The organism is Nonomuraea sp. NPDC050394 (genome assembly GCF_044459065.1).
Classification (GTDB): Bacteria; Actinomycetota; Actinomycetes; order Streptosporangiales; family Streptosporangiaceae; genus Nonomuraea.
In genome coordinates this window covers 84099-103002 of sequence record NZ_JBITIO010000017.1, presented here as the reverse complement: position 1 = coordinate 103002, position 18904 = coordinate 84099, and the positions used below count along the sequence as shown (strand labels likewise).

General features: G+C 69.7%; 16 protein-coding genes. 8 read left to right on the top strand and 8 right to left on the bottom strand.

From position 1 onward, the window contains the following. Nucleotides 1-82 precede the first annotated feature (82 nt). The 4 genes from ACIBKY_RS45100 to ACIBKY_RS45085 all read right to left on the bottom strand — a co-directional run bounded on the left by ACIBKY_RS45100 (nt 83) and on the right by ACIBKY_RS45085 (nt 4491). Nucleotides 83-2200 (bottom strand): (Fe-S)-binding protein, encoded by a 2118-nt coding sequence (locus ACIBKY_RS45100; RefSeq protein WP_397107109.1) that lies wholly within the window; start codon nt 2198-2200, stop codon nt 83-85. 148 nt (nt 2201-2348) lie between these two features. After that, on the bottom strand, nt 2349-2930 hold the full coding sequence (locus ACIBKY_RS45095; RefSeq protein WP_397107107.1) for a TetR family transcriptional regulator: 582 nt from the start codon (nt 2928-2930) through the stop codon (nt 2349-2351). Next, on the bottom strand, nt 2927-3685 hold the full coding sequence (locus ACIBKY_RS45090; protein WP_397107105.1) for a class I SAM-dependent methyltransferase: 759 nt from the start codon (nt 3683-3685) through the stop codon (nt 2927-2929). The genes ACIBKY_RS45095 and ACIBKY_RS45090 overlap by 4 nt, the downstream gene beginning before the upstream one ends. Further along, nucleotides 3682-4491, bottom strand: coding sequence for a sugar phosphate isomerase/epimerase family protein (locus ACIBKY_RS45085; protein WP_397107103.1), 810 nt, complete (start codon nt 4489-4491; stop codon nt 3682-3684). Before ACIBKY_RS45085 ends, ACIBKY_RS45090 begins: the two co-directional genes overlap by 4 nt. Nucleotides 4492-4548: 57 nt before the next feature. Between ACIBKY_RS45085 and ACIBKY_RS45080 the strand changes: the two genes are divergently transcribed. The 6 genes from ACIBKY_RS45080 to disA all read left to right on the top strand — a co-directional run bounded on the left by ACIBKY_RS45080 (nt 4549) and on the right by disA (nt 10707). Then, entirely contained in the window at nt 4549-5247 is a 699-nt protein-coding gene (locus tag ACIBKY_RS45080) for a class I SAM-dependent methyltransferase (RefSeq protein WP_397107101.1), read from the top strand. Between the two features lie 34 nt (nt 5248-5281). Next, a complete protein-coding gene (locus ACIBKY_RS45075; protein WP_379611921.1) occupies nt 5282-5647 on the top strand; it encodes a MerR family transcriptional regulator in 366 nt (121 codons plus the stop codon). Further along, entirely contained in the window at nt 5644-5949 is a 306-nt protein-coding gene (gene trxA / locus ACIBKY_RS45070; RefSeq protein WP_397107099.1) for a thioredoxin, read from the top strand. Before ACIBKY_RS45075 ends, trxA begins: the two co-directional genes overlap by 4 nt. Before the next feature lie 73 nt (nt 5950-6022). Next, nucleotides 6023-8173 (top strand): M20/M25/M40 family metallo-hydrolase, encoded by a 2151-nt coding sequence (locus ACIBKY_RS45065; RefSeq protein ID WP_397107097.1) that lies wholly within the window; start codon nt 6023-6025, stop codon nt 8171-8173. Between the two features lie 10 nt (nt 8174-8183). Continuing rightward, nucleotides 8184-9581, top strand: coding sequence for a DNA repair protein RadA (gene radA / locus ACIBKY_RS45060; protein WP_397107095.1), 1398 nt, complete (start codon nt 8184-8186; stop codon nt 9579-9581). Between the two features lie 40 nt (nt 9582-9621). Beyond that, the gene (gene disA, locus ACIBKY_RS45055) at nt 9622-10707 is read left to right on the top strand and encodes a DNA integrity scanning diadenylate cyclase DisA (RefSeq protein ID WP_184971346.1); all 1086 of its coding nucleotides are present in this window, start codon (nt 9622-9624) and stop codon (nt 10705-10707) included. Between the two features lie 389 nt (nt 10708-11096). On the opposite strand, the gene ACIBKY_RS45050 is transcribed toward disA, so the two are convergent. After that, nucleotides 11097-11780 carry a hypothetical protein gene (locus ACIBKY_RS45050; protein ID WP_397107093.1) on the bottom strand — a complete coding sequence of 228 codons (684 nt, stop codon included), beginning with the start codon at nt 11778-11780 and terminating at the stop codon, nt 11097-11099. A 195-nt stretch (nt 11781-11975) separates the two neighbouring features. On the opposite strand from ACIBKY_RS45050, the gene ACIBKY_RS45045 reads away from it, so the two are divergent. Beyond that, nucleotides 11976-12731 (top strand): A/G-specific adenine glycosylase, encoded by a 756-nt coding sequence (locus tag ACIBKY_RS45045; protein WP_397107290.1) that lies wholly within the window; start codon nt 11976-11978, stop codon nt 12729-12731. A 244-nt stretch (nt 12732-12975) separates the two neighbouring features. On the opposite strand, the gene ACIBKY_RS45040 is transcribed toward ACIBKY_RS45045, so the two are convergent. Beyond that, entirely contained in the window at nt 12976-13353 is a 378-nt protein-coding gene (locus tag ACIBKY_RS45040) for a cupin domain-containing protein (protein WP_379611927.1), read from the bottom strand. A 62-nt stretch (nt 13354-13415) separates the two neighbouring features. Here ACIBKY_RS45040 and ACIBKY_RS45035 point away from each other — a divergent pair, with 62 nt between their 5' ends. Further along, the gene (locus ACIBKY_RS45035) at nt 13416-13886 is read left to right on the top strand and encodes a MarR family winged helix-turn-helix transcriptional regulator (protein WP_397107091.1); all 471 of its coding nucleotides are present in this window, start codon (nt 13416-13418) and stop codon (nt 13884-13886) included. A gap of 223 nt (nt 13887-14109) precedes the next feature. On the opposite strand, the gene ACIBKY_RS45030 is transcribed toward ACIBKY_RS45035, so the two are convergent. Both ACIBKY_RS45030 and ACIBKY_RS45025 read right to left on the bottom strand, forming a co-directional pair. Beyond that, nucleotides 14110-15048: a TIM barrel protein gene (locus ACIBKY_RS45030; protein WP_379611930.1), complete on the bottom strand. Its 939-nt coding sequence runs from the start codon at nt 15046-15048 to the stop codon at nt 14110-14112. 868 nt (nt 15049-15916) lie between these two features. Beyond that, complete coding sequence (locus tag ACIBKY_RS45025; protein WP_397107089.1) at nt 15917-18421, bottom strand: ATP-dependent Clp protease ATP-binding subunit; 2505 nt, start codon at nt 18419-18421, stop codon at nt 15917-15919. Nucleotides 18422-18904 lie beyond the last annotated feature (483 nt).

Below are 18904 nucleotides of genomic sequence, written 5' to 3'. Positions count from 1 at the left end.
GGATGGCGGATTTCCGGCGCTTGACCGGTCTGACGTGCGAAACTCCTCCACAAAGGCTGTGAAGGAGTCCGACTTTCCCGCGTCAGGACGTACCCTTGACCGACTTGATCAAGAGCTGCGCCACGTCCACGACCTCCAGCGACTCCTTCGCCTCGCCGCTGTTCTTCTTCTCGTTGATGGCGTCGCCGAGCATCACCATGCAGAACGGGCAGGCGGTCGAGACCGTGTCCGGGTTGGTGGTCAGCGCCTCGTCCACGCGCTCGGTGTTGATGCGCTTGCCGATGCGCTCCTCCATCCACATGCGGGCGCCACCGGCGCCGCAGCAGAAGCCCCGGTCCTTGTGCCGGTGCATCTCCTGGGTCTGCACGCCGGGCACCTTCGACATGATGTCGCGGGGCTGGGAGTAGACCTTGTTGTGGCGGCCGAGGAAGCACGGGTCGTGGTAGGTGATCTTCTCCTCGATCGGCGTGACCGGCGTGAGCTTGCCGGTGTCGACCAGGTGCGACAGCAGCTGGGTGTGGTGGACGACCTCGAAGGTGCCGCCGAGCTGCGGGTACTCGTTGGCCAGCGTGTTGAAGCAGTGGGGGCAGGTGGCCACGATCTTCTTGACCCCGGCCTCCTTCAGCGTCTCGATGTTCTGCTGGGCGAGCATGTTGAACAGGTACTCCATGCCCAGGCGGCGGGCCGGGTCACCGGTGCAGGCCTCCATCGGGCCGAGCACGGCGAACTTCACGCCCGCGATGTGCAGGAGCTCCGCGACGGCCTTGGTGGTCTTCTTGGCCCGGTCCTCCAGGGCGCCGGCGCAGCCGACCCAGAAGAGGTACTCGGCGTCCTCGGGCATCTTGTCCTCGACCAGCTCGACCTCGAAGTCGAGCTCCTCGATCCAGTCGGCCCGCTTCATCTCGGACATGCCCCACGGGTTGCCCTTGTTCTCCAGGTTCTTCACCATCACCCCCGCCTCGGACGGGAACGACGACTCCACCATCACCTGGTAGCGGCGCATGTCGAGGATGTGGTCGATGTGCTCGATGTCCACCGGGCACTGCTCGACGCAGGCGCCGCAGTTGGTGCACGACCACAGCACGTCGGGGTGGATGATGCCGTCCTCGCCGACCAGCGGCTTCTCCAGCAGCGCGAGCACGTCGGTGTCGGCGTGGCTGGTGTCCGGTTGCGGAAGATCCGCGCCCTGCAGCAGATAGGGGGCGACCTTGAAGGCGTGGTCGCGCTGGTCGAGGATCAGCATCTTCGGCGACAGCGGCTTGTCGGTGTTCCACGCCGGGCACTGCGACTGGCAGCGTCCGCACTCGGTGCAGGAGTAGAAGTCGAGGAAGCCCTTCCAGGTCGTGTCGCCGATCTTGCCCCGGCCGAGCTTCTCCGGGTCCAGGTCCTCGTCTTCGAAGTCGACGAGCTTGCCGTCCACCCGCAGCTCGGAGGCGGCGCCCAGGCCGTCGGGGCGACGCGAGAACAACACGTTCAGCGGCGCGGTGAAGATGTGCAGGTGCTTGGAGTTCACCACGATGACCAGGAACACCAGCATGAAGCCGATGTGCAGGAGCAGCGCGATCTCCTCCAGCAGCGTGCTGGCGGGCAGGATCTTGCCCAGCGCGATCGAGACGAACGCGCCGCCGGTGTAGGGCAGGTTGCCGTTGGCCGAAGCCACCCCCCGCGCCAGGAACAGCGTCCAGATGATGTTGAAGATCATGAACAGGACGAGCCAGGCACCGCCCAGGTGCGAGCCGGAGAAGCGGGACTTGCGGCCCAGCGTCTTCGGCGAGTTCTTGATCCGGATGACCGCGAACGCGATGAGCCCGAGCACGCAGGCCACCGCGATGAAGTCCTGCAGGAAGCCGAGCGCCGACCACTGCCCGATCAGCGGGATGTGGAAGTTCGGCCGCCCGGTGATGGCGCCCTGGACGATCCCGCCGTACGCCTCGACGTAGACGGTCAGCAGGATGAAGAAGGCCCACATGACGAAGAAGTGCGCCACGCCGGACGGCGTCCACTTCAGCAGCTTCTTCTGCCCGAAGACCTCGACGATCTGGGCCTTGAGCTCATCGGGTACGTGGGTCTTGGCGTACTCGATGCGTTCGGGGGCCGGTGGTCCCACGGTCGCGAGCTTGAACAGGAACAGGGCCCTGCGGCCCGCGACGGCCACCGCCGCCACGGTCATGACGAGCGCGAGCACGGCTACCCAGAGCACGGGTCCTCCCACAGACGGCGTTGGCTGCCAGCGTACGGTCGCCGGTCATCCACGCAATGACCAGGTCTCCCCAGAATCCTACCCGTGAGTAACATTCCGGGCCCAACGCGACCCACCCTAAGGTCAACCCACCTTCTAGAACAATGCTCTAGCCTGTGAGATAGCGCTGAATCGTCGGCGCGATCAGCGCCACCAGCTCCTCGTCGTCGGCGGTGGCCAGGGGCTCCAGCTCCAGCACGTAACGCGCCATCACCAGCCCGAACATCTGCGAGAAGGCGGCCTCTATCCGCAGGTGCGGCACGCCCAGCCCGTCGGCCACGCGGAAGAGCAGGGCGTTGGTGATGAACTCCCGCAGCATCGCCAGCGCCGCGTCATTCGTCATCGCCGAGCGCATCAGCGCGATCACCGGCTGGCGGGCCTCTCGCTCGGCGGTCAGCGTGAGCAGCAGGCGGACCAGCCGCTCACCCACCTCCTCGCGCGGCCCCTCCAGGATCGCCGGCACCACTTCCTCCGGATTGATGGGGAGCTGCATGGCCTCGGCGAACATCCCCTCCTTGGTGTTGAAATAGTGGTGCACCAGCGCGGGATCGACCTTCGCCTCCCTGGCGATGCCCCGAACCGTCGCCTTGTCGAAGCCCTTCTCGGCGAAGACCGTCCTGGCCGCGGTGAGGATCTCGCCCCGCGTGTCCACGGACCCCGGCCGGCGGCCGGGGCGCCGTTTGACGGTCATCGCCCCACCGCCAGGTAGACGCGCATCGGCACGCTCAGCATGCCGTCGGGGAAGGCCAGCCTGAGCTCGCCCCGGCGCCGCTCCACCAGTTCGTCGGCCAGCTCGGCCGGCAGCGCCGCCATGTAGGAGTGGGAACGCAGGTCGAGCAGGAACTCCTCGATGCCGACCAGCCGGTTCCACGGAATCCAGCGCTCCTCGACCACCTCGAAGGCGGCGGTGATCGGCGGCGGCGACCACTTCTCGTGCGCCGGGCCCCAGTAGCGCGGCGCCTCGGCCGACAACCTCTCCTCGTAGGCGGCCAGCCACTCGGCCTGGCCGGCGTCGGCGAAGTTCCAGCAGGCGGCGATCGCGCCGCCTGGGCGCAGCGCCCGCCGGGCCTCGGCGATCGAGACGGCCGGGTCCAGCCAGTGCCACGACTGGGCATAAGTGACCAGGTCCGCGCTGGCGTCTCCCACGGGCAACGCGTTGCCGTCGGCCACGACCGCGGCGACGCCGGCCGTACCGGAGAGGCGGGAGACCAGGTAGGAGAGCATTTCCGCGCCCGGATCCACGGCCAGCACCCGCGCGCCGCGGGCCCGCAGGGCACGCGTCAGGATGCCGGTGCCCGCGCCGACGTCGACGACCGTCGCGCCCGCGAGCTCGATCCCCGTGATCTCGGACACGGCGCCGTAGACCTCGTCGGGGTAGTGCGGGCGGGCCGCGTCGTAGGCCTCGGCGACCCGGTCGAACACCCTGCCGAGTTCACGTTCGATCATGTGCGCGCCGCCAGGTACAGCCGGGCGAAGGCGAGCGCCTCGGCGAGGTCGTCGATCCGCTCGGTCCGCGAGGCCGCCTTGCGGGTGTTGATCTCCAGTACGACCAGGCCGTCGTAGCCGTTCCTGGCCAGGCGCTCCAGCATCGGCGCGCACGGCTGGTTGCCGCGGCCCGGCACCAGGTGCTCGTCCTTGTTGGTGGTGCCGAGGCCGTCGGCCAGGTGGAGATGGGCCAGCCGGTCGCCCAGCTTGGTCGCCATCTCCATGGCGTCGGAGCCGGAGACCGCGGTGTGCGACAGGTCGAGCGTGACGTGGGGGAAGTCGTAGTCGACCGGGTTCCAGTCGGGCGAGTACGGCACCACGTCGTTGCCGCGGGCGCGCAGCGGGAACATGTTCTCCACCGCGAAGACGATGTCGGTCTCCTCGCGCATGCGAGCCAGGCCGGTCTCGAAGTCGCGGGCGTAGTCGCGCTGCCAGCGGAAGGGCGGATGCACCACGACGGTCTGCGCGCCCAGCCGCTCGGCCGCCTTCTGCGCCCTGACCAGCTTGGCCCACGGATCGCGTCCCCAGACACGCTGGGTGACCAGCAGGCAGGGCGCGTGGATGGCCAGCACGGGCACCTCGTAGTGCTGCGAAAGCCGCTCGATCACGTCGATGTCCTGGCTCACCGGGTCGGCCCCGACCATGATCTCGACCCCGTCGTAACCCAGGCGCGCGGCCAGTTCGAACGCATCGGGTGTGCGTTCCGGATATACCGAAGCAGTGGACAATGCGATCTTCGCATTGGGCACGCGGATGACGTCAGCCACGTTGCCAGCCTAAGCGGGGTGAGGCTGCGGCGTGGCGCATGCGCCTACGGTTGACCCATGTCACGCATTGCCCACGGCGCCATCCCGAGTCCCAACATCTGGAACACGCCGCAGGTGTACGAGCTGGAGAACCGCGCCGTAGACCCCGATGGCGCGGCCGACGCGGCGATGCGGGAGATCCGTCCGCGAGACGGCGCGGTCGTGCTCGACATCGGCTGCGGCACCGGCTACCACCTGCCCGCGCTCGCCGCCGAGGCCGCCCGGGTGATCGGCGTGGAGCCGCACGGCGACCTGGTCAAGCTGGCCCTGCGGCGCTGCGCGGGCCTGCCCGGCGTCGAGGTGCACCGCGCCACCGCCCAGAGCCTGCCGGTGCCCGACGCGAGCGTGGACGTCGTGATCGCGCGCTGGGCGTACTTCTTCGGTCCCGGCTGCGAGCCGGGCCTGCGCGAACTCGACCGCGTGGTACGGCGGGGCGGCGCCGCCTTCGTCGTCGACCTGGACGCCACCCGGGGCGACTTCGGCCGCTGGTTCCAGCGCACCGTGCCCAGCTACTCCCCCACGGCCGTCGAGACCTTCTGGACCCGGCAGGGCTGGCTGCGCCGTCCTCTCGACCTGCGCATGTCCTTCGAGCGCCGGGCCGACCTGGAGGCGGTGCTGCGCATCGAGTTCACGCCGGAGGTGGCCGCCGAGGCGATCCGGGAGACTCCTGGCCTGGAGGTGGCGTATCCGAACGTGCTGCGGTGGCGCACCTATTGACATTGACGTTGGTGTCAACGTTTAGCGTGGACCCATGCGGATCGGTGAACTGGCCAGACGGGCGGGCGTGAGCACCAGGTCACTGCGCTACTACGAGCAGCACGGCCTGATCAGCGCCCGGCGCGCCGCCAACGGCTACCGCGAGTACCAGGAGGACGACGTCCGGCTGGTCAGCGAGATCCGCACGCTGCTCACCAACGGTTTCACGCTGGACGACGCCCGCCCGTTCGTCGAGTGCCTGCGCTCCGGCCACTCCTCCGGCGGCGACTGCGCCGGTTCGGTCGAGGTCTACCGGCGCAAGCTGGAGGAGATCGACTCCGAGATCCGGACGCTGCTCGCCCGCCGCGCCGAGGTGGCCGCGCAACTGTGTTCCGGATGCGTCTTCAAGGGAGAGAAATGATCACGCTGACCACCGAAAACTTTGACGAGCAGGTGCTGAAGAGCGACAAGCCGGTTCTCGTGGACTTCTGGGCCGAATGGTGCGGGCCCTGCCGTATGGTCGCCCCGGTGCTGGAGGAGATCGAGGCCACGCGCGGCCTGGCGATCGGCAAGCTCAACACCGACGAGAACCCGCAGATCATGGCGCGCTTCGGGGTGATGAGCATCCCGACCATGATCCTTTTCGAGAACGGGCAGCCGGTCAAGCAGGTCATCGGCGCCAAGCCCAAGCGTCTGCTGGAGCGCGAGCTGGGCCTCGCGTAGTCCCTTTTGTGTAGTTCGGATCGTCATCGCGAGCGATCCGCTCCGCTGAGTGACCGTCCTAACGTGGCCGGTCATGAGCCGAGTTCTCAGCCTTATCGCGCTGGCCGTGCTGGTGGCGGTCACGATGTTCGACCTGGCGCCGCCCAGGAGCGCGGCCACCGCCTTCAGCGCGGCGCGCGCCTTCGAGGACGTGCGGGTGATCGCGAAGGCGCCGCACCCGACCGGCTCGGCCGCGAACGACCGCGTCCGCGAGCACCTTGTCGCCCTCCTGAGGGAAATCGGCTTCGACACCCGCGTCCAGGAGGGCGTCGGCGTGCTGCCCCTGAACTACACGGGCAGCACGCCCGTCGCCCGGGTCCGCAACATCGTCGCCACCCGCCCCGGCAGCGCCTCCACCGGCCGGATCGTCCTGGCCGCCCACTACGACTCCGTACCGGGCGCGCCCGGCGCCGCCGACGACGGCGCCGGGACCGCGGCCGTGCTGGAGGTCGCCCGCACCCTGCCACCGAACCTCCGCAACGACGTCGTCGTCCTGCTCACCGACGCCGAGGAGGCGGGACTGCTCGGCGCCGAGGCCTTCGCGCGCCAGAACCGCTTCGACGGCCCCGTCGTGGTGCTCAACCACGAGGCCCGCGGTGTGCGCGGCACCGTGCAGATGTTCCGCTCCTCCGGTGGCCTCATCGACGTGTACGGCACCGCCGCCCCGCACCCCGCGGCGGACTCGGCCTTCGCCTCCCTGATGGGCCTGCTGCCCAACAACACCGACTTCCACGTCTTCGACCAGGCCCGGTGGATGGGACTGGACTCGGCCTTCGTCGGCGGCGGCGCGTACTATCACACCCCGCTCGACGACCCCGCCCACCTGGACCGGGGCAGTCTCCAGCAGATGGGCGACAACGCGCTGGCCGTGGCGGCGGCGCTGGGGTCGAAGGACCTGGGCGCGCTGGAGTCCGCGGGCGCGCCGGTGTTCTTCACCGTGCCCGGGGCGCTGGTCAGGTATCCGGGATGGCTGGAGCTCCCGGTCGCCGCGCTTGCCCTCGTGATGGCTCTGGCCGTGGTGTTCGTGGTGCGGCGACGGGGGCTGGTGAGCTGGCCCCGGGCTCTTGCCGGGCTGGGGGTGTCCGTGGTGACCGTGGCGCTGGCCGGGGCCTGGGGTTACGCGCTGTGGCCGCTGCTGGGGGCGCTGCGCCCCGACTACACGATGATGTTCACCGGAGACCCCTATCGGCCCTGGCTGTACTGGGCGGCGTTGCTGGTGTTCACGGCGGCGATCGTGCTGGTGTGCGCGTCACTGCTGCGCCGCCGGTCGGATGGGCCGGTGCTCGGCGGGACGGCCTGCGGCGGGTTGCTTCTTGTCGCGTCGCTCGGGATGGTGTCGGCCTTGTTGCTGCCCGGAGGGTCGCACGTGTTCGCCTGGCCGGCGTTGTTCGCGGCGCTCGGGTGGCTGGTGTCCCTGATGGTGCCGCGTGGCGGGATCGTCGCGCTGACGGCCGGGCTGGCGCCGGCGGCGGTCATGCTCGGCGGCACCGCGCTGACCTCGCTGGACATCGGGCTGGGCATCGGTGGCATGTTGTCGGCGCCGCACTTCGCTCTCCTGCTGCTGCTGGCGCTGCCCGTGGTGGAGCGGCCGCCTGGCCGTACCGTGCTGGTGGCATTGCCCGTCGCGGCGGTGGCGCTGATCGCGGCGGGACTGTTCGCGGACCGCTTCGACCCCGCCCACCCGCGCCAGGAGCGCGTCTCCTACGCGATCGACACCGGCACCGGCGAGGCGCGCTGGGGACGGCCGGGCGGCGACGACGCCGACAGCGTCCGGTTCTTCGGCGAGGAGGGCCTGAGCACGAGCCGGGCCCCCGCCGCCCCCTTGCGCGCGCCCGGACTGACCGTGCTGAAGGACACGACCTCCGGCGGCGTCAGGACCATGGCGCTCCGCCTCACCCCCTCCGGGGCGGCGCCGGTCGTCGGGCTGGACGTCGACGGACAGCGGCCGAAGATCACCGTGGCGGGGCGCGAGCTGGGCGAGCGGGCCGGGTTCTCCTTCCACGCGCCGCCCGCCGAAGGGGTGGAGGTCACGCTGACGCTCCGCGCGGGCGAGGCCAAGATCCGCATCTACCAGCAGGAGTACGACATGTCAGTGATCCCCGGATACCGGGTCCCGGAAGGCAGCGTGCAGCTCCGGCCGCGCACGACCGCCTTCCTGACGAAGATTGTCGCCCCCGCCCGCTAGCCTGCTCCGCATGGCCAAGACTGCGACGGGTTATCGCTGCACCGAGTGCGGCTGGCGCACGCTCAAGTGGGTCGGCCGCTGCGGCGAGTGCCAGGCGTGGGGCACGGTCGACGAGGAGGGCGCCAAGGGCGTCCACGTCGTGCGGGCCGGGGCCACGACGGGGCCGGCCGTACCGATCGGCGAGGTCAAGGCCGAGATCGCGACCGCGCGCACCACCGGCGTGGGCGAGCTCGACCGGGTCCTCGGCGGCGGCGTCGTGCCCGGAGCCGTCATCCTGCTGGCCGGCGAGCCCGGCATCGGCAAGTCCACGCTGCTGCTGGAGGCGGCCGCGTCCATCGCCCAGCGCGCCACCGTCCTCTACGTCACGGGCGAGGAGTCAGCGGCGCAGGTCAGGCTGCGCGCCGACCGCATCGGCGCGCTGCGCGACAACCTCTACCTCGCCGCGGAGACCGAGCTGTCCGCGCTGGTCACCCACGTGGAGAAGGTCCAGCCCCGCTTCCTCGTGGTCGACTCGGTGCAGACGATCGGCTCCGCGCAGGCCACCGGCGTGCCCGGCGGCGTCACCCAGGTGCGCGAGGTCGCGGCGAACCTGGTCCGGCTGGCCAAGGAACGCAACATGGCGACCGTGCTGGTCGGCCACGTCACCAAGGACGGCTCGATCGCCGGGCCCCGCACGCTTGAGCACCTCGTCGACGTGGTGCTCAACTTCGAGGGCGACCGCCACTCGCGGCTGCGCCTGGTGCGCGCGGTGAAGAACCGCTTCGGCCCGACCGACGAGGTGGGCTGCTTCGACCTGCACGAGCGCGGCATCGAGGGCATCACCGACCCCACCGGGCTGTTCGTCTCCCAGCGCAGCAAGCCCGTCCCCGGCACCTGCGTGACCGTGACCGTCGAGGGCACCCGGCCGCTGCCCGCCGAGGTCCAGGCGCTGGTCGCGCGCACCGAGGCGCAGCAGCCCCGGCGCACCACCTCGGGGCTCGACTCCTACCGGGTGCAGTTGGTGCTGGCCGTACTCGAACGCAGGCTCAACGCCAAGCTGGGCGGGTGCGACGTCTTCACCGCCACGGTCGGCGGGCTGAAAATTGCCGACCCTGCGGTGGATTTGTCCGTTATGCTCGCCGTGGCCAGTGCAGCGGGTGACAAGCCGCTGCCTTCCGGTCTGGTCGCTCTCGGCGAGGTCGGGCTGGCCGGGGAGCTGCGGCCGGTCAAGGACGTCCGGAGACGGCTCACCGAAGCCGCGCGGCTCGGCTTCACCCGCGCGCTCGTACCCGCCGGATCGCTCGAAGAATCCGGCGGCAAGCGCGCCGGCCAGCGCTCGCTCGTGCCGGTCGGGCCGGTGTCGTTCGCGCCCGGGTTCGAAGTCGTCCAGGCGGAGAACGTGTGGGACGCACTCACACACGTCACATAGCCCCGCTAAGCTGAAGTTGACATATCTACACGGGGGTCAGGTGCCAAACGACAGGAGTCTTGACGACCGCCGTCGCGAAGCCCTGGCCGCAGTGGCGCCGGGCACACAGCTACGCGACGGCCTGGAGCGGATCCTGCGCGGGCAGACCGGCGGCCTGATCGTGCTGGGCTACAACGATTCCGTCGAAGACCTGTGCAGCGGCGGGTTCCTGCTCGACGTCGAGTTCTCGCCCACCCGCCTGCGCGAACTGGCCAAGATGGACGGCGCGATCGTGGTCCACCACGACGAGGACAAGATCGTCCGCGCCGCCGTCCACCTCGTGCCCGACCCCTCCATCCCCACCGACGAGTCCGGCACCCGCCACCGCACCGCCCAGCGCGTGGCCCGCCAGACCGGCCTGCCGATCATCGCGATCAGCAAGTCCATGCGGATCATCGCCCTCTACCTCGACGGCATCCGCTACGTCCTGGAGGAGTCGGCCGCCATCCTGTCGCGCGCCAACCAGGCGCTGGCCACGCTCGAACGCTACAAACACCGCCTCGACGAGGTCTCCGGCACCCTGTCGGCGCTGGAGATCGAAGACCTGGTGACCGTCCGCGACGTGGCCGCGGTCGCGCAGCGGCTGGAGATGGTCCGCCGCATCAGCGACGAGATCAAGGGCTACGTGGTCGAACTCGGCACCGACGGCCGCCTGCTGTCCCTGCAACTGGATGAGCTGGTGGCCGGAGTCGACTCAGAACGCGAACTGGTGGTCCGCGACTACCTCCCCGCCCCGGCCGGCCGCCGCCACCGCAACTTCGCCGAATCGCTCCACTCCCTCGACAACCTCACCGGCAGCGAACTCCTCGACCTGTCCGCCGTCGCCCACGTCCTGGGCCACAGCGGCAACGAAACCCTCGACAGCCCCGTCAGCCCGCGCGGCTTCCGCCTGCTCGCCAAGGTCCCCCGCCTGCCCGCCACGGTCGTCGACCGCCTGGTGGACCACTTCGGCGGCCTGCAGAAACTCCTGGCGGCCAGCATCGACGACCTCCAAGCCGTGGGCGGCGTCGGCGAGTCCCGCGCCCGCAGCGTCCGCGAGGGCCTCTCCCGTCTCGCCGAGTCCAGCATCCTCGAGCGCTACGTGTAGCTGCCCGCGCCTTCCCTGCGCGTCTCTTCTCCCCGCGTGTTTCTTCTCCCTGTGCGTCTGGCCCCCTCGCCGCGCGCGTATTTTCTGTTACGGCAAGCCCACCACCCCGCCCCGCCGCCCTCCGCGAGCGCCCGTCGAGCGATGGTCGTGAGGGCTCACGGGGTACTCGCCGCTACAACTCCGCCCTGGACACGCGGGATGGCCCGGCCGGCCGCCGTCCAAGGCGCCGGATTACCACCGACCCCCTCCCCACCGCCCCGGCGCCTCCCGGGTTCCCCGGGCAACCCGACGCCTCCCCAGCTTCCCGACCTCTGCCTCGGGGGCATCCGGCTTCTGACCGCGGCCTCGGGTCGTGTCCGCCTGGTCTGCCGCGGGTTGGTGGGCAGAGGTTACCGGAGGTGGAAGACGACCAGGGGGCTCTTGAGTTTGCCCAGGCGGGCCACTGCCACGTACGTGCCGGGGAGGGCGGTGGGGCCGTTGGCCGTGCACTCGGTGCGGGAGCGTTTGCGGTCCCAGTCCACCGTGCGCACGAACGGGATCCCCCGCTCCAGCTTCTGCGCCGTCCCCGACTCCCCGCTCACGCAGTCGGCCGTCGACCAGATGCGGTCCTCGCCGGACGTGATGCGGATCTCCATGGCCCGCGGCCCCACGTCGGTCGTGCACATGACCTGGCCGGTGTTGACGAGTGTGGCCATCAGGTTGGGCATGGCGCCGGCGCCGTACACGTCCTGCCTGCCCTGCAGGTTGAGGACCAGGTCGCTCTCCTCGCACGGCGCCCCGGGGCGTTTCACCTTGGCCGGGGCCGTGGTGGCGGGGTTCTTGGTGGGGGACGGGGTGGGGCTTGGGCTGGCCGTACCGAGAGCGAGGGTACGCAAGCCGGCCAGAAGCGGATCGGCCGCGGGCGGACCGCTGCTCGTCGCGGTCTCTGCGCTGGAGGTCCGCTGGGGACCGCTGGAGCCGCTGGAGCAGGCCCACGCCACGACGGCGACCACCACCAGCACGCCGACCAGCACGCTCATGCGCCGACGCCAGTAGACGTCGCCGCCATCGCCACGCATCGCATCCGAATCCATACGCACAGCATGGTAATTCTGTGGCCACCGAGGGTGACGACACGCCGTCGGCGGTCCTTTCCGCGTACGCTAAGGCGGGTGATCGAGCCGATCCTCCTACACACCCCCGTTCTGGAGTGGTACGCCGACAACGCCCGAGACCTCCCCTGGCGCGCCGATGACGCGACGCCGTGGGGTGTGCTGGTGAGCGAGATCATGCTGCAGCAGACACCGGTCATCCGGGTGCTGCCGATCTGGCACGAGTGGATGGAACGCTGGCCCACTCCGAAGTCTCTGGCCGTCGAACCGCCGGGCGAGGCCGTGCGCCACTGGGGCCGCCTCGGCTACCCGCGCCGCGCGCTGCGCCTGCACGCGTGTGCCAAGGCCATCGCGGACGAGCATGGCGGCGAGGTCCCCTCCGACCACGCGACGTTGCTGGCCCTTCCCGGCATCGGCGAGTACACCGCCGCCGCCGTGGCCAGCTTCGCCTTCGGTGGCCGTCACGCCGTCCTGGACACCAACGTGCGCCGCGTGTTCGCGCGCGCGGTGCGCGGCGACGAGTACCCGCCGACCGCCACCTCCGCCGCCGAGCGCCGCCTCGCCGAAGCCCTCCTGCCCGCCCTGGGCGCGCCCCGCTGGGGCGTGGCCGTCATGGAACTGGGCGCCTTGGTCTGTACGGCCCGCAGCCCCAAATGCGCCGACTGCCCGATCTCCGACCTGTGCACGTGGCGCCTGACGGGCAAACCGGCCCACGACGGCCCGGCCCGCAAGGGCCAGACGTACGCCGGTACCGACCGCCAATGCCGCGGCCGCCTCCTGGCCGTACTCCGTGCCGCCCACGGCCCCGTGCCGAAGTCGGCCCTGGACGTGGTCTGGGACGACCACGTCCAACGCGAACGCGCCCTGGACGGCCTCATCACCGACGGCCTGGCCGAGCACCTGGACGACGGCACCTACCAGCTCCCCACCTGACCCACGCATCCCGGCCCGGACCCGGCATCACGCACCCCGGCACCCACGCATCCCGGCCCGCACCCGGCACCACGCACCCCGGGCACCCACGCATCCCGGCCCGGACCCGGCGCCACGCACCCCGGGCACCCGCGCGCCCCGGCCCCCCGGACCCTGCACCACACGACCCGTGGCCGGCGACCGTCCCCGTGCGAGCCGGAAGGCGTGAAGGCCGCCCATCACGCCGGGCGGCCTTCCGGCAGGGTCAGGCGATCCAGGCCGGGGTACCGAACTCCTTGCCGTCGGCCCCGAAGGCGTGGGCGTCGCCCGGTGCGGTCACCACGGCGGTGTAGCCCTCGGCACCGTCGGCCACGATTTGGCGGGCCGTACGCGCGGGCATGATCACGGTGTCACCGGCCGCCACCGCGAACGTCTCCTCACCCAGCGACACCGTGGCGCTCCCGGTGATCCAGGTCCACACCTGCTCGACGTCGAAGTCGTGCAGCGGCCCCTGGCCACCCGGCTTCACTTCCACCCGCCACAGGGAGCGGCTCGCGCCACCCTGCGTGGGCGAGGCCAGGGTGGTCATGACGCCTCCGGGAGTCTCGGTCACGCGGGCGTCGGCGTTGCGAACTACTGTCATGGCGCTCTCCTCATGTAAAATAGACAACCAAGTTGTCCATAAGGTAAACGAGGTTGTCTATCATGTCAAGCGAGCCCCCGGGCTTCGAGTTGCCGCTGCGTCTGTTCATGGCGTTCCGCATGATCATCGACGAGCTGCACGCCGAACTCGCCCGCCAGGGCCACCCTGACGTCCGCCCCATGCACGGCTTCGTCATGCAGGCCGTCGGCCCCCACGGCACCACCGCCGTGGAACTCGGCCGCACCCTCGGCGTCTCCAAACAGGCCGCCGGAAAGACCATCGACACCCTGGAACGCCTCGGCTACGTGGAACGCAGCACCGACCCGGCCGACTCCCGCCGGAAGATCGTCAAGCTGACCCCGTACGGGGTGGACGCGCTGATGAAGTCCGCCGCCATCTTCGACGACCTGCGGCGCGCCTGGTCCCGCACCCTTGGCGAGGACCGGCTACACGCCCTCGAACAGGACCTGCGCACGATGACGCCACCGGACTTCTTCCGCCTGGACATCCCGGGCTGGTTCGGCGGCCTGTGACGCGCGAACCCAGGCCCTACGGCGCCACATGTGACACACCTCGCCAAGCCCCCCGAAGGCGCCTGCACGCGCTGCGGATCAGATCCCCACGGCGTGACCCCCGGTGCGCGCCCGCCGGACGCGTGGAGCCACGCCCCCGCCCGCACCACACCGAGGCGTGGCCCCCGCCCAGCCCTTCACGCCCGACAGGGCCACCACCGAGGCGGCGCACCCCCGAAGGGGACTAGGCGGCCAGCTGGAGACCGAGGCTGGTGAGGTTGGTACGGGCCCAGTCGAGCTCCTCGGCGAGGAGGGAGACCAGGGCGCCGGGACCCTTGGCGCGGCCGGGGACGATGAGGTTGTGGGTCTCGACCTCGATGTGCGCCGTGCCGTTGACCGCCCCGGACAGCATCGCCGTCAGCGTGTCGTGGAGTACGGCGCCGGTGCTCGGGTTCTCGTCGGTGTGGTTGTGCACATGGCCCAGCTTGACCACGGGGGCACCGGCGGCGGCCAGGCCGCGCAGTGCCTCGCCGGGCTCCTCGGCGCCGCAGGCCAGGTGACAGGCGTCCAGGCAGACGCCGAGGTGCTCGGAGTCGATGCCGCAGACCCGTTCCAGCGCCTGCTCGGTCGTCTCCAGTACGCACCCGGGCCACGGCTCGAAGCCGACCCGGATGGTCTTGCCGGTGACGCTGTAGATGCCGCGCAGCTCGCGCGCCAGCCGTTCCAGCCGCTTGGTGGCGATCGTGTGCAGATCGGACGGCCAGTCGCGCCGCCACCCGATCGGAATCGTGGAGATGCTCCCGAACCGCACATCCTCCGGCAACAGGAACGCCAGGATCTTGGCCAGGGCCATCGTGTAGCGGTAGCGCTCGGGCTTGGCCCAGTCGGGGCCGGGAACCTCCTGGTTGCGGCCACCCGTCCCGTTGAGGCTGACGACCTCGAGTCCGCGTTCCTCCAGGGAACGGCGCAGGCGTACCAGCTCGATGCGGTCAGCCGTCAGATGGTCGGCCACGGCGGGCGACAGCCACAGCCCGATCCCCATGCGTTCCACCCCGAGCCGCTTGCGCACCGGTACGGCGTAGCGGGTCAGGTGGGCGATCAGGTTCTCGAGGTCTTCCGCGGGGTGCACGCCTGCGTTGTAGGCCAGGTGAACGAGCGTTCCGTCGTCGTGACGCAGGCGCATCGGCTTCCTCCACGGCTTGCACTGGTGTTGTTCCGGTCGCCCGCCTCGGGATAGCGCGGCCCTTGTCCGAGCATGTCCGCTCCCGGGTGACCCACGCGTCCGCCCTGAGTTGATTCCTCACTACTCCCCAGGGAGCAGCCTCACGGTAGGCGCACCTTCTTGTGGCGCACTTGGACGAGACTTGGCGACCTCATGCTCTACGCAGTGTAGTACTACCTGCCGTGGTGATACACCCCGTCTGCCCAACGATTCGGAAACATTGCCGCCACCCCACCCCACCGCCGAAACCCTTCCCCCCAACCCCCACCAACACCCCAGAACCCCCGCCACCCCAACCACCCACCCCCGGGGTAGCGGCAGCCACAGACGCCGGCGGCCAAGGTGTAGACGCCTTGAAAGCGGCGACCTCGCAAGCGACGGCCCGGAAGGTAGCAGCCCGGACGGTAGTGGCCTGGACGGTAGTGGCCTGGACGGTAGTGGCCTGGACGGTAGCAGCCCGGACGGTAGCAGCCCGGACGGTAGTGGCCTGGACGGTAGTGGCCTGGACGGTAGTGGCCTGGAAGGTGGCGGGCCTAGGAAGTTGGTTGGTCTGGGAGGTGGTGGCCTTGGGCCACGGAGCCTGGGCAACTGTGCGCGCGTCACGGCGGGGAGCGGTGAGGCGGAGGAGCGTGCCCCTGGAGGGCCGTGCGGGCACGACGGCGGGTGGGGCCGACCAGGCTTGCCGTAACGGATAAAAGGGCATGAGAGCGGCACCACAACGGATACAAGGGCGTGAGAGCGGCACCGCACCGGATACAGGACGTGAGAGCGGAACACACGAAAGAGCCCCCCGCGGAAAACCGCAGGGGGCTCGATCAAACTGAGCGGGTCAGTTCTGGATGGGCGCCGCGATCGCCGCCGCCGAGTCGGGCACCGCGGTGGGTGCCGTCTCGCCGGTGAAGACGAACTTGGCGTTGTCGCCTTCGCCCTCGATCGTCACCTTGATGACCTGGCCCGCGCGCAGCTCGCCGTAGAGGATCTTCTCCGACAGCGAGTCCTCCAGCTCACGCTGGATGGTACGGCGCAGCGGCCGGGCCCCCATGACGGGGTCGTAGCCGCGGTCGGCCAGGAGCTGCTTGGCGTCCTGGGAGACGTCCAGCGACATGTCCCGGTCCTTCAGCCGCTCGGACACCTGGGCGAGCATCAGATCGACGATCTTGATGATCTCCTTCGGCGTGAGCTGGTGGAAGACCACGATGTCGTCGACACGGTTGAGGAACTCGGGCCGGAAGTGCTGCTTGAGCTCCTCCTGGACCTTGGACTTCATCCGGTCGTAGTTGGACTCCGCGTCGTTCGCCTTCGCGAACCCGACCCCGATGCCCTTGGAGATGTCACGGGTGCCGAGGTTGGTGGTCATGATGATGACCGTGTTCTTGAAGTCGACCACGCGGCCCTGGGCGTCGGTCAGGCGACCGTCTTCCAGGATCTGCAGCAGCGAGTTGAAGATGTCGGGGTGGGCCTTCTCGATCTCGTCGAACAGGACCACGGAGAACGGCTTGCGCCGCACCTTCTCCGTCAGCTGGCCGCCCTCCTCGTACCCGACGTAGCCGGGCGGGGAGCCGAACAGCCTGGAGACGGTGTGCTTCTCCATGAACTCCGACATGTCCAGCATGATCAGCGCGTCTTCGTCGCCGAACAGGAACTCCGCCAGCGCCTTGGACAGCTCGGTCTTACCGACGCCGGACGGGCCGGCGAAGATGAACGAGCCACCGGGGCGGCGGGGGTCCTTCAGGCCGGCGCGGGTGCGCCGGATGGAGCGGGACAGACCCTTGATGGCGTCGTCCTGGCCGATGATCCGCTTGTGGAGTTCGTCCTCCATGCGGAGCAGGCGCTGCGACTCCTCCTCGGTCAGCTTGAAGATCGGGATGCCCGTCGCCGTGGCGAGGACCTCCGCGATGAGCTCTTCGGTGACCTCGGCGACGACGTCCATGTCGCCGGCCTTCCACTCCTTCTCCCGCCGCTCGCGCTTGAGCTGGAGCTGCTTCTCCTGGTCGCGGAGGGCAGCCGCCTTCTCGAAGTCCTGCGCGTCGATCGCGGACTCCTTGTCGCGGCGGACGTTGGCGATCTTCTCGTCGTACTCGCGCAGGTCCGGCGGAGCGGTCATCCGGCGGATGCGCATCCGGGAACCGGCCTCGTCGATGAGGTCGATCGCCTTGTCGGGCAGGTAGCGGTCGCTGATGTAGCGGTCGGCCAGGCGGGCCGCGGCGACCAGCGCGTCGTCGGTGATCGACACGCGGTGGTGCGCCTCGTAGCGGTCGCGCAGACCCTTGAGGATCTCGATCGTGTGGCTGAGCGAGGGCTCGGCCACCTGGATCGGCTGGAAGCGGCGCTCCAGCGCGGCGTCCTTCTCGAGGTACTTGCGGTACTCGTCGAGCGTGGTGGCACCGATGGTCTGCAGCTCACCGCGGGCCAGCATCGGCTTGAGGATGCTGGCGGCGTCGATCGCGCCCTCTGCGGCGCCCGCACCCACGAGCGTGTGCAGCTCGTCGATGAACAGAATGATGTCGCCGCGCGTGCGGATCTCCTTGAGCACCTTCTTCAGGCGCTCTTCGAAGTCACCGCGGTAGCGGGAGCCGGCGACCAGAGCGCCGAGGTCAAGCGTGTAGAGCTGCTTGTCCTTCAGCGTCTCGGGCACCTCGCCCTTGACGATCTTCTGGGAGAGCCCCTCGACGACGGCGGTCTTGCCGACGCCGGGCTCGCCGATGAGAACGGGGTTGTTCTTGGTCCTCCGGGAGAGGACCTGCATGACCCGCTCGATCTCTTTCTCGCGGCCGATGACCGGATCCAGCTTGCCCTCACGGGCGGCCTGGGTCAGGTTACGGCCAAACTGGTCGAGCACCAGGGACGTCGACGGAGCCGACTCCTGCGGTCCGCCCGCGGCCGCCGGTTCCTTGCCCTGATAGCCATGCAGCAGCTGGATCACCTGCTGCCTGACACGGTTGAGATCGGCTCCAAGCTTGACCAGCACCTGGGCTGCCACACCCTCACCCTCGCGGATGAGACCGAGCAGGATGTGCTCGGTTCCGATGTAGTTGTGGCCCAGCTGCAAAGCCTCACGGAGCGACAGCTCGAGGACCTTCTTGGCCCGCGGGGTGAAAGGAATGTGCCCCGACGGAGCCGACTGGCCCTGGCCGATGATCTCCTCGACCTGCTGGCGCACACCCTCAAGGCTGATGCCGAGACTCTCCAGAGCCTTGGCGGCAACGCCCTCACCTTCGTGGATCAAACCAAGAAGAATGTGCTCAGTGCCGATGTAGTTGTGGTTGAGCATCCTGGCCTCTTCTTGGGCCAAGACGACAACCCGCCTCGCTCGGTCGGTGAACCTCTCGAACATCTCGTCGCTCCTCACAGAGCGGTCAGTCAGGCCGGTTTAGTCCGGTCCCGTCATCCCGCATGCTAGCCCTGGCTCGGCGAACCGTGCCCACTGCCGCTGACACGCTCTATAGCAGAGACGTTCCCCGAGAGCAGGGCGTTCACCCTCCATCCAACTACCGTTCGGGGGTGGTGTGTTCCCGATACGCCGCAAGCGAACGAGGTTTAGGACGCCCTCGGCGGAGGGCCGGGAAATTACCGCCCGCCACGCGTACGGACCGCCACGACGAGGCGCCGGACACATCCGTAAGCCGTACTTGACATCCTATGGCCTCCCGGCAAGCGGTTGGCATGCGATCAGCCAGCGACTCCGCACTGATCGGCATTCAGGAATCAAGGACGCGTAAACCGCGAGTGCATCGGCAAATCCGGCTGCGGGGAGTGAGTACTCGCACGGTACGGCGGAGCGAAATCGTCAGGAATCCCGGGTACCAAATGCGGCACA